General features: G+C 39.5%; 20 protein-coding genes. 13 read left to right on the top strand and 7 right to left on the bottom strand.

The window, feature by feature from the left end; translation table 11 throughout:
- The first annotated feature begins 57 nt into the window (after positions 1 to 57).
- A complete protein-coding gene (gene rlmF, locus AACW90_RS10315) occupies positions 58 to 1,098 on the top strand; it encodes a 23S rRNA (adenine(1618)-N(6))-methyltransferase RlmF (RefSeq protein WP_390233926.1) in 1,041 nt (346 codons plus the stop codon).
- Position 1,099: 1 nt separating this feature from the next.
- Here rlmF and arfB read toward each other — a convergent pair whose 3' ends face one another.
- A complete protein-coding gene (gene arfB, locus AACW90_RS10320; RefSeq protein WP_390233928.1) occupies positions 1,100 to 1,519 on the bottom strand; it encodes an alternative ribosome rescue aminoacyl-tRNA hydrolase ArfB in 420 nt (139 codons plus the stop codon).
- Between the two features lie 86 nt (positions 1,520 to 1,605).
- Here arfB and AACW90_RS10325 point away from each other — a divergent pair, with 86 nt between their 5' ends.
- Positions 1,606 to 2,208, top strand: coding sequence for a beta-phosphoglucomutase family hydrolase (locus AACW90_RS10325; RefSeq protein WP_390233929.1), 603 nt, complete (start codon positions 1,606 to 1,608; stop codon positions 2,206 to 2,208).
- Between the two features lie 235 nt (positions 2,209 to 2,443).
- Here AACW90_RS10325 and AACW90_RS10330 read toward each other — a convergent pair whose 3' ends face one another.
- On the bottom strand, positions 2,444 to 3,334 hold the full coding sequence (locus AACW90_RS10330) for a LysR family transcriptional regulator (RefSeq protein ID WP_390233932.1): 891 nt from the start codon (positions 3,332 to 3,334) through the stop codon (positions 2,444 to 2,446).
- A gap of 151 nt (positions 3,335 to 3,485) precedes the next feature.
- Here AACW90_RS10330 and AACW90_RS10335 point away from each other — a divergent pair, with 151 nt between their 5' ends.
- From AACW90_RS10335 to AACW90_RS10350, 4 genes are all read left to right on the top strand, one after another.
- A complete protein-coding gene (locus AACW90_RS10335) occupies positions 3,486 to 4,871 on the top strand; it encodes a reductive dehalogenase (RefSeq protein WP_390233933.1) in 1,386 nt (461 codons plus the stop codon).
- Positions 4,872 to 4,886: 15 nt separating this feature from the next.
- Positions 4,887 to 5,174 carry a VcrB family reductive dehalogenase putative membrane anchor gene (locus AACW90_RS10340; protein ID WP_390233935.1) on the top strand — a complete coding sequence of 96 codons (288 nt, stop codon included), beginning with the start codon at positions 4,887 to 4,889 and terminating at the stop codon, positions 5,172 to 5,174.
- A 76-nt stretch (positions 5,175 to 5,250) separates the two neighbouring features.
- A complete protein-coding gene (locus AACW90_RS10345; RefSeq protein ID WP_390233937.1) occupies positions 5,251 to 6,036 on the top strand; it encodes a tetratricopeptide repeat protein in 786 nt (261 codons plus the stop codon).
- The gene (locus AACW90_RS10350) at positions 6,017 to 6,766 is read left to right on the top strand and encodes a helix-turn-helix transcriptional regulator (protein ID WP_390233940.1); all 750 of its coding nucleotides are present in this window, start codon (positions 6,017 to 6,019) and stop codon (positions 6,764 to 6,766) included. Before AACW90_RS10345 ends, AACW90_RS10350 begins: the two co-directional genes overlap by 20 nt.
- Positions 6,767 to 6,942: 176 nt before the next feature.
- Here the strand turns inward: AACW90_RS10350 and AACW90_RS10355 are convergent, their stop codons facing one another.
- The 4 genes from AACW90_RS10355 to AACW90_RS10370 form a co-directional block, all read right to left on the bottom strand.
- Positions 6,943 to 8,259: a flavodoxin domain-containing protein gene (locus AACW90_RS10355; protein WP_390233942.1), complete on the bottom strand. Its 1,317-nt coding sequence runs from the start codon at positions 8,257 to 8,259 to the stop codon at positions 6,943 to 6,945.
- 182 nt (positions 8,260 to 8,441) lie between these two features.
- On the bottom strand, positions 8,442 to 9,668 hold the full coding sequence (locus AACW90_RS10360) for an FMN-binding protein (RefSeq protein WP_390233944.1): 1,227 nt from the start codon (positions 9,666 to 9,668) through the stop codon (positions 8,442 to 8,444).
- 295 nt (positions 9,669 to 9,963) lie between these two features.
- Positions 9,964 to 10,437, bottom strand: coding sequence for a BamJ family beta-barrel-assembly machinery protein (bamJ, locus tag AACW90_RS10365; protein WP_390233947.1), 474 nt, complete (start codon positions 10,435 to 10,437; stop codon positions 9,964 to 9,966).
- A 12-nt stretch (positions 10,438 to 10,449) separates the two neighbouring features.
- The gene (locus tag AACW90_RS10370) at positions 10,450 to 11,076 is read right to left on the bottom strand and encodes a thioredoxin domain-containing protein (protein ID WP_390233949.1); all 627 of its coding nucleotides are present in this window, start codon (positions 11,074 to 11,076) and stop codon (positions 10,450 to 10,452) included.
- Between the two features lie 174 nt (positions 11,077 to 11,250).
- On the opposite strand from AACW90_RS10370, the gene AACW90_RS10375 reads away from it, so the two are divergent.
- Positions 11,251 to 11,856 carry an OmpA family protein gene (locus AACW90_RS10375; RefSeq protein WP_390233951.1) on the top strand — a complete coding sequence of 202 codons (606 nt, stop codon included), beginning with the start codon at positions 11,251 to 11,253 and terminating at the stop codon, positions 11,854 to 11,856.
- 48 nt (positions 11,857 to 11,904) lie between these two features.
- Here the strand turns inward: AACW90_RS10375 and AACW90_RS10380 are convergent, their stop codons facing one another.
- The gene (locus tag AACW90_RS10380) at positions 11,905 to 12,381 is read right to left on the bottom strand and encodes a CreA family protein (RefSeq protein ID WP_390233954.1); all 477 of its coding nucleotides are present in this window, start codon (positions 12,379 to 12,381) and stop codon (positions 11,905 to 11,907) included.
- Between the two features lie 219 nt (positions 12,382 to 12,600).
- Here AACW90_RS10380 and AACW90_RS10385 point away from each other — a divergent pair, with 219 nt between their 5' ends.
- From AACW90_RS10385 to AACW90_RS10410, 6 genes are all read left to right on the top strand, one after another.
- Positions 12,601 to 13,110, top strand: coding sequence for a hypothetical protein (locus tag AACW90_RS10385; RefSeq protein ID WP_390233956.1), 510 nt, complete (start codon positions 12,601 to 12,603; stop codon positions 13,108 to 13,110).
- Between the two features lie 253 nt (positions 13,111 to 13,363).
- Entirely contained in the window at positions 13,364 to 14,017 is a 654-nt protein-coding gene (locus tag AACW90_RS10390; RefSeq protein ID WP_390234338.1) for an HAD-IA family hydrolase, read from the top strand.
- Positions 14,018 to 14,451: 434 nt separating this feature from the next.
- Entirely contained in the window at positions 14,452 to 14,817 is a 366-nt protein-coding gene (locus tag AACW90_RS10395) for an NADH:ubiquinone oxidoreductase (RefSeq protein WP_390233959.1), read from the top strand.
- Between the two features lie 181 nt (positions 14,818 to 14,998).
- Positions 14,999 to 15,235, top strand: a complete 237-nt coding sequence (locus tag AACW90_RS10400) for a hypothetical protein (RefSeq protein WP_195705184.1) — start codon at positions 14,999 to 15,001, stop codon at positions 15,233 to 15,235.
- 149 nt (positions 15,236 to 15,384) lie between these two features.
- Positions 15,385 to 16,389 (top strand): response regulator, encoded by a 1,005-nt coding sequence (locus AACW90_RS10405; protein WP_390233961.1) that lies wholly within the window; start codon positions 15,385 to 15,387, stop codon positions 16,387 to 16,389.
- Positions 16,389 to 16,841: a PAS domain-containing protein gene (locus tag AACW90_RS10410; protein ID WP_390233963.1), complete on the top strand. Its 453-nt coding sequence runs from the start codon at positions 16,389 to 16,391 to the stop codon at positions 16,839 to 16,841. The genes AACW90_RS10405 and AACW90_RS10410 overlap by 1 nt, the downstream gene beginning before the upstream one ends.
- Position 16,842 lies beyond the last annotated feature (1 nt).

Consider the following 16,842-nt stretch of genomic DNA (forward strand, 5'->3'; position numbering starts at 1 on the left):
CAATAGACAGCGTTGCTCATTATTCTCCACGTTGAATTTTCACTTAGCAGTCTCAATATGAACAAAGCCAAAAAATCGTTACAGATTAAAAAAAAGGTCGATATAAGCTCTAACACTCTGATTAAAACCGTTAATGGACCGATAGGACTCCATTGCAGGAACAAACATCAAGGGCGTTACGATTTTAAGAAACTTGTTGAATCTCTGCCATTGCTTAAAAAGGTTCTGACTAAGAACCCTAAAGGTGAAGACAGTATCGATTTTTCTGATCCAGAAGCTGTAAAGCTTCTTAATCGAGCACTTCTTTGTTGCTATTACAATATTGAGCAATGGGACATTCCTAAGGGGTATCTTTGTCCGCCAATACCGGGTCGCGCAGATTATATTCATCGGGTTGCGGCACTGTTATCGAGTGAAAGCAAAGGGTTAAAGCATCATCTCGTTAATGCGTTGGATATTGGCGTTGGTGCCAATTGTATCTATCCAATCATTGGCGTTAGTGAGTATGATTGGCATGTCGTCGCCTGTGATGTTGACCCAATCTCGGTTGAGTCGGTAGAAAAAATCGTGTGTAATAACTTAGTTTTGAAAGGCAATGTCGATTGTAGGCTTCAGATTAACAGCCAGAATTTCTTTCAGAATATCATCCAACCGGGTGAATACTACGATATAACCACCTGTAATCCACCATTTCATAAATCATTATCGGAAGCGCAACAAGGTAGCGAACGCAAAATCAAAAACCTTGCATCAAATCGAATAAAACGAGGTCAACCTTCGCAACAATTGAATAAGGGGAACCAACCTTTGCTCAACTTTGGTGGACAAAAAGCGGAATTATGGTGTCAGGGTGGCGAAGCAGAGTTTGTAAAAAACATGGTATTAGAGAGTAAACGTTTTGCTGATCAAGTACTTTGGTTTTCTACACTCATCTCGAAGAAAGACAATGTAAGATGGATGAAAAAGAATTTGGAAAAGGTAAATGCTTGTGAAGTTCAGATATTAGAAATGAGTCAAGGTCAAAAAGTGAGTCGTATTGTTGCGTGGACCTTTAAAAGCCCACAACAACGGCAACAGTGGCTTAAACTTAAAAACTAATCTAATCATGAGCATTTGGTTTTCCTCTCAGTGCTTTTGTTTTTCCTTTCAGTACTTTAGTGTCTACGCGTTTTCGTTTAGAAGAACGTGTAGGGCGTGTCGCTCTGCGGGCTTTTTCAACGTAGGATACAGAAACAATTAATTCTTGAAGTCTTTTAAGTGCATCCTCTCTATTTTTTTCCTGTGTTCTAAACTGCTGAGCTTTGATGATTATTACGCCATCTTTGGTTATTCGGCTGTCGTTCATGTTCAATAAACGCTGTTTATAGAAATCCGGTAGCGTAGAGTGTGTTACATCGAATCGCAGGTGTATAGCACTTGCAACTTTGTTAACATTTTGTCCTCCAGCACCTTGAGATCGTATTGCGGTAAGTTGAATTTCCCAGTCGGAAATTTCAACACTGTTTGATATTTTTAACATTATTTATCCGTAAAATTAGTAGATTATCTGTTGTTGTATATATGGTAAAGTTATTGTGTCTCGACTAATTTTACAGGAAAAATAGAATGAATATTGATCTTTCCAAATATGAAGGTGTGATATTTGATATGGATGGTACGCTTATAGATACCATGCCCGCACACCTTGATGCGTGGGAAACAACAGCAAAACAGTTCAATTTTACGTATAACAGAGACTGGATCCACGGACTGGGTGGTAAACCGAGTCCAGTAATAGCAGAAGAAGTTAGCCTAAAATATGGTATAGAACTAGATTTTGTTGCGGTGTCTGACTTCAAAATGGTCACTTTTTCACAAATGGCAGAGCAAGGTGACGTTATAAAGCATACCTTTGAGGTACTAAAAAAGGCTTATGGTAACAAGAAAATCGGGCTTGGTACTGGTAGTCAAAGAGCAAATGCGATGAGGCTCTTGGAAGAAAGAGATCTGTTGACATATTTTGATGCAATAGTGACGGCATCGGATGTGACGAATTTTAAACCATGCCCAGACACATTTATTAAAGCCGCAGAAAGTATGGGGGTTGCACCAACCTCATGCGTGGTGTTTGAAGATACGGCATTGGGTAAAAAAGCGGCGCATTCAGGTGGAATGGATTGCATAATGGTTCTTCCTGATGGTTTTGAGTTTTGTCCAGTTGAACGATAAAATAAACGGTGCTGATCAGTTTGAAGAGTAAGGGCCATGTAGACTATATGAACTAATACATCGTTATGATATTTATTGATATAGGTAGATAGGACCACTTCAAATTATTGGCTATTTAAGCTAGTGTTTATATTGTATATATATGTTATAAGGCCAAGGTTTTATTGTAGGTACCGCTAAACTTCAATGTTGATGTGTTTCTATAAATAACACACCAACATTGAAGCGATAATAACTATTTACATAACGTGCATTGAAATGAATTATTTTCTTCAAAATAATCTAGTATCGGCGTTATTAAGACCTCTTCTCCAGCACGCCATCGTGCAAGAATTGGGGTGACGAAACCTTCTCGACCTAAATTTGATTCAAACTCAACGATATTTTCCCAATTTTCGGCACCTATATGCGTAGGTAAAAATGCCCATCCCATTTTTTCAGATAATGCACATTCCAATAACTCCAAATCATTAATAACTTTATTATTTGGAGTGAATATGAATTTCTGATCTTTCGTTTTATTTAGATAAGCTTGTGGCAATATTTGAGTATGGTGGACGAGCTCGCTTAGCATTACATATTGTGAATCAAAAAAATCTTTGTGGGCATAAAATCGATAAGGCATAAACCCAAGAATACGCCATTCGTTCGTGATTGGTTTCTCTTCATTGTCATCAGATGGGGCTATTATAATATCGATAATATTTTTATCGAGAAGCTCTATTGACACGTTAGAACCAATTTTTATAAACTCGATCTCCATTTCTTTTGAGTGTGCATATCGAATCAAATTCTTCATCATTTCTTTTGGTACAACAGCATCGTAAGCCATTCGCAATGTGACTTTTAAAGCATCTGGGGATACCGTCTTTATTGTGTTTTGCCACGTAAAAATCTGTGCTGTTAGTAAAATTGAAGGCTTAAGTATTCTATTCCCTAATGGAGTAAGTTCTATTTTCCTAGAACTTCTGTTAAATAATTTGTGACCTAGTTCAAACTCAAAGGATTCAATATGTTCCGTAATTGTTGCACGGTTTTTATTTAAATGTTTCGCCGCCGTAGAAATATTTAGATCTTGGGCTACTTGTACAAAGGAAACGAGTTGATTGTAATTAAAGTCCTTCACCTAAATCGGTCCTTATTGGAAAGAATTCTCATTCTAACTTGTTCTGTCGGAAAAGCCCGCAGTTGCTGATTTCATTATCAAATAAACATAGGCTATAAATCTTTCGTATATTACATGCTTTTTAGACATCGTACATAAATGAGATTTTATTATGTCAAATGAAAACCAAAAAGAAAACGAAAATGAAATTGAAGACAACTCACGTCGCAATTTTTTTAAATTGGGATTAGGAGCCGCTGCTATTGCGGGGGTAGGCGTTTCCTCTACTTACGCGGCAAACAAAATAGAAGGTGTAAGTCATAGCGATTTCCCTGTTCCCATCGATCCTGATGTATTGAAACCCATGCCACAAGAAAACTCGATTTGGACGTTTATTAAGTCGCCATTGCTGGCGGACAAATTTCCTGAAAGAAATAAAAATTTCGAAAATGGATGGAATTTCCAACAACATGGCTTTAATCCCTTCGTTGGAATGGATAATTCAAAGCCTGGAATGCGACAACTAGATCTTGCCTTGATGATGTCTGGTTGGGCGATGGATGATGTATTAGCGCCTGGTTCGTCTTCGCTGCAGATTAAATCTGGCGTTTACGGTTGGGAGCAACATGGTCTCATGGATCAACAATGGCAGTTTGAAAGTGCCGAAGATGCAAGCCAGAGTATAAAGTCAGCTGCCAGACTGTTAGGGGCAACACGGTGTGGAATTACTCGTAACCATAAGGTGTGGAATTGGGACCCGCTTTATGATTCGAAAGAAGGACGAGAGGTTTCTTGGGATGAGTTTCCGTTTGTGCCAAAAACCGTAATAGTTGTTTTAATTGAGGAGGATTACCAAGCAATCGCTACAGCACCTTCTTACGTGTCCGGAGCCGCTGTTGGTATGGGATACTCCCAGATGGCAACAGTAGCCGGGAGCTTAGCGACATTTATTCGAGGGTTAGGTTATCAGGCTGTTGGCGCGGGTAACGATTTGGGAAATAGTGTTGCTTATGCTATAGAGGCGGGTCTAGGCGAAGGGGCTCGTAATGGTCACATGATGGCCCCACGTTTTGGCCCTCGTGTTCGAATTGCGAAAGTCTATACGGACCTAGAATTACCTGACGAAGCATATGATAAACCTAAGTCTTTTGGGATTATGGAGTTCTGTGAGAAATGCAAATTATGTGCAGAGAAGTGTCCCTCAAAAGCGATCAGTTTAGATGACAAGCCGGGGTGGGGACCAACCTATGAAAATGGTGAAAATCCAGAGTACTCCTGGCACCATCAGAGAGGCGTTAAAAAATTCTATAATGACGCCAAAAAATGCTACAAATATTGGGTAGATAGTGGCACTGACTGTGCGATTTGCATGACTGCTTGCCCATGGAATAAGCCGGATTTTTGGCACCATAGATTAATTGATGCTTCTAATGCTTATACGGGCGGACCGATTCATACCTTTATGAAAGTAATGGATGAATTATTTGGATACGGAAATGTATTTGATGAACAAGCCGTTTTTGATTTTTGGAAAACAGGCAAAGACATCGAAGTTTAATAGGAGCATAAAATTATGATGGCATTAATGTGGTATCTGTTGGGTATGTTCACTGTAACGGCATTTATCGGGTACAGGAAACTTGATCGTTTATATAAGCTAAATTGGATAGCGAAGCTCGGCATCCTCGCTTCAGCCGTAGGCATGTGGTTTTGTATTGCTTGGTCTTGGGCTTCTTTTGTAGAGAGAGAACCTCAGTCAGGTGCAATGGGTTTGGTTATGTTTGGTTTTATTTCCATAGTGATTTTTGCTGTTACCTGGAGAACCCAAATAGCACCAAATGAAAGAGCCTCTTATAAATAATTGAATAAACGTTAAATAAATAAGGATATTTCGATAGGCCAGGAAGGCCAAATATCACAGTAAAAGGTTACCTAACATGACTCATGAAAAACCATGCGAAGAGCTTTCCGACGCGCAGAACTACTATCTACAGGCAGCGAATCTTCTCAAGGGAATGAAACACAATGATAATGCAGAATTGGCAGTAAAATACTTAACTAAATCCGCTGATTTAGGATTAGTTGAAGCGCAGTATCAAATGGGCGTGATGTATTCTTTAGGTGAACATGTTGCTAAAAGCCAACCTATCGCATTTGATTGGTTTAAAAAGGCCTCGGATTGCGACTTTATTCCTGCTCAATTTGCGATGGCGACGCTGTATTCTCAAAGTGATCAATTTGGCAAGGCTTTTGACATTCTAAATGGCCTCGCAAACAAAGAAATAACAGAGGCGCAAACAAACCTAGCTGACCTTTATCTACGAGGGAAGGGAGTAGACAAAGACGTCGTAAAAGCAATCTCACTTCTTAAGTGTGCCGCCAACAAAGGCGATAGATTCGCGCAATATCGTTTGGGGCAACTCTATTATCAAGGGCAAGATACGGCAACCGACTACGTAAGCGCTCGTAAATATATAGTATTAGCGATGGAACAAAAGGTGTTACAAGCCTATTTTATAATGGGGTCTATGTTAGAGCATGGTTTTGGTATAGACAAAGATGTTGTTCGAGCCTATAGCTTATATAGTTATTGCCGACACTATGGAATGCCAAATCTAGATGATTTGATAGAGGACGTATTGGGTACTCTTGATGATATAAAAAAACAGCAAGCGAAACAAAAGGCTCAGGAGTACTGCGAGCATGAACCTTCCCCTATTTAATCATTGGCAAGACAATATATCCGAACAACTTTTTGAACAGGAGACACTGGCCAACTTTGATATATGGGGAGGCCAAAAACGCAATGAACGAAGAGGGGATGGATTCAAAGGGAAAGAGTACAAATATATGACTCTAATGCACTCGAACAATAATACGTTTTCAAATCGTACTTGGTGCTCACCGCCCGGTTTCCTTAGCAAGAATGACCATAATGTCGAGCGAATATTAATGAGTGAGAATCCGATTATTTATAATGTGCCACTTATGGATTCACCACATATAAGGTCGCTTGAGATATCACCCTACGGCCTGGAAACGAAAGATCAAAACACATTTACTATATTGGTACCCATTTGTGACAATATTGAACAGCGTTGGAAGGTCATCCTGTGCTTTAGAATTAAGAACGAGAAAAACCAAAATCCTCAACTGTTTTTGAAGCGCAATCAAGAGCAACTCGTTGGTATTGCAAACAAGATATATAAATTATGGCTAACCTTTGAAGGGAAAGATTTTAACCTGTATAAAGTAAGAGGTTCATTCTGTGAAAATGCCATCCAAATAGCCAGTTTGATGGTGGAAGGTTTTTCTACAAAACAGATGTCAGAGACTTTACATATCAGTGGTTCAGGCATTGAATACCATATTGAATCAATGAGACGAATATTAGGCGCGACGAATAGAGGAAGTTTAATCGCGGAGTTGTTCAGAAAAGGTATCGTTTCATGAACAAATATCAAGCTGGAATACAATTAAATTCTTTAGTCTGAAAATGACACGGTTGCCAGACGCTATATTCCATTGTGATGGCTTTCTTTATTTTAATCTAACGCAAGCCCGCCTTTATAGGTGAGCTTGCGCTTTGTTTAAACCATGCGATCTGGTTATTCAACCTATCAATCTCCTTAAAACAACTCGAATGTAATTTGGCCATCTTCCAGCATCGCCTTTAAGTAATTAACGACTTCTTGCTCGTCGACGTATCGCGTAGCGAGTGCGTCTTTGAACACCGCTAAAATCTCAGCTTTTAGTTCAGGTCTACCACACACGTAAACTTGTGCGCCATCATCTAGTAACCAACCAGCTAACTGTGTGTTGTGTTGATTCAACTTATCCTGTACATAAACTTTCTGTTCAGAATCTCGAGAAAATGCGGTATCAAGTTGCGTGATGACGCCTTCCGCGACGTATCGTATTAATTTCTGTTGATAGTAGAAATCACTTTCAGCGTGCCTATTACCAAATACTAACCAGTTCTTTCCTGAATGAAGCTGCTGCCTTCTCTCTTCTAACAGGCTCATCATAGGTGCGATTCCCGCTCCCGTTGCAATTAAGATAGCCGGTATATCATCTAGGGGTAATGACATTCCTGCACCGGGCTTAATCGTTGCAACCAGTTCGTGCCCTACAGGTAGATGTTCGGTTAAGAAATCTGAGCACAATCCATTTGTAAGTTTTCCATCCAACACAAACTGGTGCTTCGCTACGCATAAAGAAATCTGATTAGGGTTTTCGGTAGGGGATGAGGCAATTGAGTATAATCGCTCTTTAGCACTTCCTGGTGGGGTAATGCCAACAAGGTCGTTTACTAGGTACGGTTGTGTAATGTTGCCCTGAATGTCGAAACGTAGGTGAAAGGCTTGATTTGAGTTGTCGACGCAAGTTGAGGTATGTAAGGGTATCTTCTCTGCCAAGACCAATTTTACTGGTGTGTTAACCGACTTGGTTTGGCTAATGTCGATGTCATATTCTAGCTGTTGAGAGAGCCAGTTCTGCCAATCTTGCATCGGGTTACCATTGACCATGACAAGGTCATCTTCTGTTGCTAACCCCATACGAAGCAACTCGTTATGAAATAATTTTCCGGCTAAACAATAGTGAGAATAACTCTTGTCTCCAAGAGCCAATATACCAACGGGGATATCGAGAGTCGGAAAATCTTTGAGCTGCTCATAAAATAGTATTCCGTTATCAGGGATGTCGCCCTCTCCACAAGTACTTACAATCAGTAATACCTGTTTATATCGTTTGAAATCGGCAGGTTGTAATGATGAAAGTGACTGGACCTCGGCGGTTCTTCCTAACTTGCGTATAATATCGCCGGATTGAGAAGCCAAATTAGCGGCGGTTCCCGTTTGACTGGCATAACAAACGAGAATGTCTTGGTCTTCGTAAACAGGGCTAAAGAGGATACTCATTAAAGCATGGGTTATTTTGTTCATATTAACGGCCAATCGCTCAGGTATAGTTTTTAATAAACGAGTCAAAAAGGAATGCAATGATAATCGCGCTTGTAACAAACAATAGTGCTGTCGAAGCCCATTGAAGTCCTTTGGTTTTTGTCTTGGGAGGCTTGGTTGGTTTACTCATTTCTCTGTACTCGTCCTGTATGAAAGCAATCATATTACCCTCTGGTTTCCTTACGTTTTGCGAATTGTTTGATCTGGTATACAAGGTTATTTCTTAAATTAACTAGTAGGGTTAGCATCTCTCCCGCAGGGCAGAAAAAACGACAAAACATGTCGGGTATAAAAAAACAACCAACGATAACAGCAGGCATTATGAACCACTGAATACCATCACCTTGCAACGAAAATATCATCGAGAATGGCTCATATGCACCAGCACTAGGGTTTACGGTAACGAGCCCAATCATCAAAGCGATCCATAGGCCTATCTTAGGTATATAGCGACCATACTTCAGAACAATAGGCAGAAGAAGGAAGTTAAGATTGCTGATTTTTTGTAATAGAAATTGGATAGCATGGAATGGGCAGATATGACCACAATAGATATTTCTTCCTAGAAGGATAACCGCGACGAAGACGCTACCAAATAGAATCCAGAAACCGAGGTTTTCACTGAGTGCGGGTACAAAACCTAACAATAACCCAGAGAAGTTAGCTACATTGAGTAGCTGATTGGTCATAAAGCCAATAACGATAATGCTACCCAAAACGTAACTGAGCTTTAGCTTCTTACTGCCTACCCAAATATTGATGACTGACAGCACAATGAGTAACGCGATTAAAACGTGATTAAGAGTAAGGTCGATTTCTTTTTGTAATGGTTTAGGGGATAGAGAAAAACGCAGTTTTGCAATGGTATGTGATGCCCTAGTATTGGCATGCATGATCGCGTTGGAGCTGAGGGTTGCCCCACTAACTGCATCCCAGTTCTTGCCTGAGACGGGTAAATAATCAACAGGTTTTCGTTGAAACTGTCGTAAATATCCTGCATTTAAAAGCTTTTGGATATACGCAGGAGTGTCACTGTGGTTCAACAACTCTACCGTTTTGATTTTGCCTTCTTTGGTAATGATTGACGCTAACGTTAGTGGTCCACCATAACTGTTATCCGTGGCGACAGAGACATAATACTCCGCACCATTGTTAGCCATCGTAAAGAGTGCTTCGCTACCGTTTATTGCTGAAATTTTAGCGTTAGGATAAAGTCCTTGAATATCACTTTTCCAATCAGGCCTGTTATGCTCTTGACCCCAATACCAAGCAAGGATGAGTGTAATTAACGCGAGTAATCGAAACACCTTTCCATAATCAAGGCGCCATTTGATAGAGGATGTTGCCTTACTTGTACGACACGATTGCGATGAACAATCCTTACAATTCACGATAACGGCCTCTGAAAACAATAACAAAAATACAGTCGTTACTATCCACTTATGACGAAATCGTGTCACTAGGAAAAATCATAGTAAATGTGAAAATAAAACAATAATACGAAGTGAGGTAAACGAAAGCCTAGCGTCTTATTCAGACATTATTATTCGTCCAAGATCAGATGGACGTTACCTAATACCCAAAAAGCCCATTAACAAAGTAATGGGCTTTAAGCAGTACAATCACGACCATTTTTACAGGATTTAATGACCAACGATTAGATACATTTCGTTTTTATTCGAATACTTACTGTATTTCTAATAACTCAACATCAAATATCAGTACCGATGCTGGTGGGATTGGTCCGCTGCCACCTTTGCCATAACCAAGATTACTTGGCACAAACAAACGAATTTTTTGCCCAACAACCATGGTTTGCACCCCTTCAGTCCAGCCTTTTATGACTTGATTTAATCCAAACGAAATCGGTTCATTTCTATCAACCGAGCTATCGAAAACTGTACCGTCAATTAATGTACCGTGATAGTGCACCTTAACTTTGCTCGTGGCGGTTGGGTTCTCGGTACCCGTACCTTCCTGCAATACCTTGTACTGAAGTCCGCTTTCGGTAGTAATGACGCCTTCTTCTTTGGCATTTTTTTCTAAAAACGTTTGCCCAATAACCACGTTTGCGTCTGCGATTTTATGATTATTCCACGTGCGATAGATAAAAAATGCGGCAAGAACAAGAATTACAATGGGAAAGATAATTTTAGACACAGGAGTTCCTTTTTATTCTGATTTCGAAAGTAGGTAGTTAATGGTGGTTGCGAGGTCTTTAATGTCTTCATGACCTTCAGTGATAAGCAAATATTTACCCTTTATGATAAAGCTTGGTACAGAGTTAATATCCGCCTTTTTAGAAACGTCGTCAGCGAATGTCATGTGTTGTTCTAGTTCAGCCACGTGAGAGCTGTCGAATCGATAAGGACTCACTAAACCGCGAGAGACAAATACTTCCTCGATTCTTTCTTGCTTTTGATCCATCGTACCTTCTTGTTGCTGTACCACTTCAAATAGTGCGGCAACCAATTCGTGATCTGGCTGACCTTCTACTTGCATTACAGCAGCATAATAGAGCATGGCACTAACCTGGGCGCTTTGATTGAAGGTAACGTGAATTTTTCCGACTTTCTGTTTGGTGAGTGATTCTATTTCTGGTATCGAGGCTTCCATATTTCGACAATGGCCACAGGTTAAAGAAAACACCTCGGTAACGGGGGATAAGTTAAATTCGGATAAGTCGTTTGGTAGTGCGCTGTACTGTTTACCAAGTTGAGGCGTATTTGAGTCGCTGCAGGCAGCAACAAAAAGGGTGAAGGTCACCAATAGAAACAGTCGAACGAGTTTGTTTAGCATGTTATTAACCAATAAATGGAATATTGGGTTGATTCTACAGTCTGTAAACCGATGATTAAAGATACGGATAACAAATTTAGGTCAACTTTTAGAAATATTTTATTATGCTATAAAGATATTTAGGTTTAGGCCGATACAATTTTTGATTACATATGAATTTTCTTGGGTGGTGTTATGAGACTGATAGTCAGCTTGGTAATGGTCATACTTAGTGGATGTGGAACGATGAGTGAGTTCTCTATGCTGAATACGGCTCCACTGAATGGATCCCAATTACTTCACCCAGAATGGGCAGAAAGTACGTCTACTTCGCGTAATCAAAATGCGGCTCAACGTTCTTATGGACAAAGAGAAAATGATGACATGAGTTCAGTGGCAAGATTTTTGTCTTTGCAAGGTATACAGTATGAAGTGGTGTCTGGTGGCCATACCATGATCAAACTGAAGGAAAATATTAACTTTAAAACCGGGTCTGCCTCATTATCCCCTATATCCCAAGATTGGTTATCCAAACTTGGGGTATTCTTGTCAGGTTATTCAAATGTCGATATCGTCATAGACGGCCATACAGATAGTACAGGTAAATTATCAAATAATGAGCGGCTATCTCAAAAAAGGGCGTCAGAGGTAAAGTCACAGTTGCTGCGTAGCGACCTACATTCAAATAATATTTTCACGCGTGGTTATGGGGAATATATGCCTGCATGCAATAATGGTACATCGACCGGTAAAGCATGTAATCGTCGAGTTGAGTTGACGTTGATAGTCGCAAAGAACTAACAAAGTAACTCTTAAAAGGATTGGTGATCTGCCAATCCTTTCTTATTACTATTGAGCTTCCGAATCCAATGTCGGTGTGACATAAGCCGCCGTTCCCCAGAGCGGAACAGTAGAAAGGCTATGTTTGAAGCTGCCGGATGTTTCTTTGGTCGAGTATGAGAGGTACATCAACGTCTGGTTCTTTCCATCATAGATACGTCTGATTTTCATGTTTTTAAAGAATATGCTTTTGGATTTCTTTAAAACGACTTCACCAGATTTACTCTTGTCTATTTCGGCGATCATCTCTGAGGTTATCTCTCCTGTTTGGCGGCAAGATATAGAGCTATCACTTGGGTCCGATAAGCTGAAGTCGGCTTCAATAGAAGCTATATGGCAGGTCACGCCTGTAACCACAGGATCCGCCATATGATCTAGTTTGATATCCTTCATAGTAAAAATACCGAGTGACACATCACCAACCTCGTTGTCTGAACAGCCGACAAGTAAGGCTGATATTCCTACAGCTAAGAGTACTTTCTTCATCATTATTCCTTAGATCGCTATTTATATAGCGAGTCTATCATACGGTGGTCGGATATTAATCTGTTAAAGATTACCAAAGATAACTATGACGTCTAGTTACTTTTTGATAACAATCATGATCTGGATGCGATATCCTAAGAGCCAATTTCGCTCGGATGTAACACGGATATCAGAGAAATCTGTATCTAACATTCCTCCAATTAATTAGATGTATATCAAATGATTTCACAAATAGAGCCAGTTGAGAAGAAACATCAGTGGTTAAAAAGTCATGTCGATGTGAGTTTCCCTACCCCCGAGAGTCTCTTGGGTCGTGACCTATATATAGCACGAGAAAAGCAGGTCCAATACGTAGAAATTACGGCGACGGAAACAGAAACGTTAGACGAGTCTCTATTAGATGATGTCTATTTGGTCGACTTTCATCGATTAACCGTTATGTTTGCGCAGCTACAGTCGTCGTTTTGGTCGGACAAGAGCGATCAAAACTATGTGTTAGAATTTTTTGCTCAAATAGCACTGTCTCAAGATCATAATCTATACTTAGGATTTAAAGGTGGGCAAGCAACCGTCTGCGGTATGACAACAGTGTCTGACCGTACATTGCTTATTTCAGATTTAATATCACTGAAGAACGATCAAACCGTCATTCAGCACTTCGTAAGAAAATTAGTGGCGTGTCAAGATAGCTCGACGACTTTCAATCAACTTATTGTATCTTGCAACTAAATCCGTCTGGTTATAGTTTGTTCATTATGAACGATTTAAAGTGATCAGCCTTAAATTTTCAATGTTAATAACGTGCCTCACTACCATTCTTCTCTGTTGTTTCTTGTTCTTTCTTTTTCAGTACCCATTATAAGTATACAGGTAGCCTTAGTTTTATCGCATAACTGACTTGGTATAAAAGGTTGGTGTGATGAGAGGGAGATTATCGTTAGGTTAGTATGGCTACGCAACAGAAATAGGGACGGTTATGACTCTGAAAGTAAACGAAACCAAGTGTGTCATTTTCGACTGTGATGGCGTGCTGATTGACAGTGAAAAGTTATGTTGTAAAGCGCTAGTAAACGTTTTTTCTAAATATAACGATCAAATAAGTATCGAAGATTGTATCGCGCACTTTCAAGGTGGCAAAGTCGCCGATATTCTTACCGCCACAATAGAACGACTTAACATTAAGGTATCGCTGGACGATGTAGAGCCATTCTATCGAGCACAAGTTCAGCATTTATTTCACGAAGAGTTAGAGCCAGTGGCGGGTATTAGTGAACTTCTTGATCGTTTAACTGTGAAGGGGCTCCAGTATTGTGTTGTTTCAAATAGTCCAAAAACAAAAATAGAACGCTCCCTAGAACTTACTGGCTTGTTAGACAGGTTTAAAGGTAAGGTTTTTTCTGCTTTTGATGCAAACAGTTGGAAACCTGAACCAGATTTATTACTTTATGCCGCGATGAGTATGGGATATTCCCCTAAAGAATGCGTGTATATTGATGACACAGCGAAAGGTGTCGTCACAGGACTAAGTGCGGGTATTCAAACCATCTATTATCGCTCAAGTGCCTATAGCCCTCTATTTACGGGTGATGCGTTAGAGATAGAAAAAATGTCTGAGTTAGAGCTATTGATTAGTTAAACGTTTTTAAGCAAGCGAAGAGTGTGAAAATCGACTCTGTAGCCGATCTAGATAGGTTGATAATTATTCGATAACTAAAATGTAATCCATTTCATAAAGACCAGCATATGCTGGTCTTTTTCTTTTTATGTCGCCAATTCAGTAAAAATGTAACTTAACTGTCATACATTACACAAATATTTACACTTAAACTTACAATTATAAACTTAACCATATATTAACATCGGTTTCTATGACGAGAGTAAAACAATAAATATCAATACTTTAAAGTATTGACATGTTTCACGTATGTTAATAGTTAATGTGTTAAATGATAGTTTGGAAATAATTTACATGACGGGGGTTGTTTTTTGACCGAAAACAGGCAAAATGCACTGCAAAATAAGATTTCATTTATGAAGGGATGCCAAAATCAGACGTATAAGAGGTAAATCATGAAACTTTTCCTAGTGGTAATGGCTTCAATTTCAGCCGGTATTATTTCAGCAGATCATATCCATTCATTTATGTTGGGATTGACGGTCGCTTCGTTAGCGGTAGGCAGCTGTTATTGGTTTGCTTTCAGAACAACACGGTTTCCTGAATTAGCTCTACTATTATTGCTCTGTGGTATTTTTTCAAAGCTTATTATTACAACAATTGGTATCGCGATTGGGGTTCATACCTCTATTATCACCTCACCACTTGTTTTTGCCTTTTCGTATCTGTTTTTCTCTTTGGTGGTTACGTTCTTGTGGTTCAGTTACCGAGACAGTATTACGAAGGTTTCGAATAAGAAACTGGATAAAGCTGCGGTCTAAGATAACGTTTCTAGGTTACCTAGTTAAAAGTCAGTATGAAGCTGGCTTTTTTTGTGTCTGTAAATATGCAACACAAGCCATTCGACAATGGCATTACGGGTATTAGACTATGGTACAACTGCTTTAATTGCGGTTCTACGATAAAATAGTCAAGTGTTTATCAAATTTGCAGGGATGTGTCATGGAAGGCAATCTATTTTGGATCGAAAAAGGTTTCTTAGTATTTGGTATCATATTCGTAATGACGGGAATTCTTCTATATGGGAAGAGAAGTAATGATTGGAAAGGCGTGGCGACGATGTTTTACAAGCGCGTACCGCTGTCTATTGCGGAATATAAATGGTATCGGCTTGGTATTTCTCTCGTTGTTTTTGCTGTGATACTTCGTGTACTTGTCCTTACCTTGTGGCCACAGTGATCTAAGCGTTATTGTTAATTATGTGAATTATCAAAAAAGTCAGCCAGTATTAGGCTGACTTTTTTGCTTTAATCGACATTTACTGTAATGCTTTGTTATATATCTGGTAAGATATTGTTATTTAAATCAGTATAAAACAATGGTGGTATATGTCCTATCCGGTTTTAATATGTGATGATTCTGCTTTGGCTCGCAAGCAGATGGCTCGATCCTTACCCGCTGCACTAAATGCTGATATTACTTTCGCAGTAAATGGGTTAGATGCACTAGAAAAACTAGAACAACAAGAATTCAAATTGATGTTTTTGGATTTAACTATGCCTGAACTGGATGGTTATGGCACATTAGAACAGATTCAAAAACGAAATATCATTATTGATGTTGTCGTCGTCTCCGGTGATATTCAACCAAAAGCAAAACAAAAAGTAGAACAGCTAGGTGCAAAAGGTTTCATCCAAAAACCTATGGATAAAGAGCATCTAAAGTCGGTTCTTCGATCCCTTGTCAATCCTGCAGAAATATCTCAAGTCACTCCAAATCGAACTATTGAACTTCCTATATTAAAAAGAAGGGATATCTATATGGAGGTGGCTAATGTTTCTATTGGTCGAGCTGCCGATGCTCTGGCACGACATTTTGACGTCTTTGTCCATTTACCTTTGCCAAACGTGAATATTTTCGAAGTGACCGAATTACATATGGCGCTCGCAGATCTGGCTGACAATGATCAAGTTTCTGGCGTTTGCCAAGGTTTCAATGGCGAAGGTATTGCTGGCGAGGCGTTGGTGCTACTAAGTGACTCAAGTATTACGGACTTAAAACGTTTGATGAAGGTGCCAGCAGAGAGTGTAGAGCTAGAAGAGTTGGAACTGTTAATGGATGTGTCTAACATTCTAGTCGGATCATTCCTAAATGGTTTGGGTCAGCAAGCTGAGGTTCGGTTTTTCCAAGGACAACCTGTACTTCTTGGACAACATATACCGATTGAATCTATTATCGAATCAACCTCTGGGTCCTTCCAAAAAACCATGACATTCGAGGTAAGCTATAACATTGACAACACGAGCATTCGATGCGATTTGTTATTTATGTTCGTTGATGAATCTCTGCCAATTTTGGACAACAAACTCTCTTATCTAATGGAGGATTTTTGATGATAGGTTTACCAGCTGAGTTTGAGCAGTTTCATTGGATGGTGGACATGGTTCAGAATGTTGATCTTGGTCTAGTGGTACTAGATAAAGATTTTAATATACAAGTCTGGAATGGTTTTATGACGCATCATAGTGGCAAGCAAGCGCATGATGCGATCGGGAAATCGATTTTTGAAGTATTTCCTGAGATACAAAAAGAATGGTTTGTCATTAAGGCAAAGCCTGTTTTCGATCTAGGTTGTCGAAGTTTTGTTACTTGGCGACAAAGGCCCTATTTGTTTAAGTGCAGAAACGTAAGGCCTATTACGCAACAAGCGGATTATATGTATCAAAATGTGACCCTTAATCCGATGCGAACTCCAACCGGAGAGATAAAATCATTGTTTCTTTCTATTCAAGATGCAACAGCAGAAGCAATGACGGAAAATAGAAAAAATGACATTAAGGGGTAGT

It is taken from the genome of Vibrio frigidus (assembly GCF_042465995.1).
Lineage (GTDB): Bacteria > Pseudomonadota > Gammaproteobacteria > Enterobacterales > Vibrionaceae > Vibrio.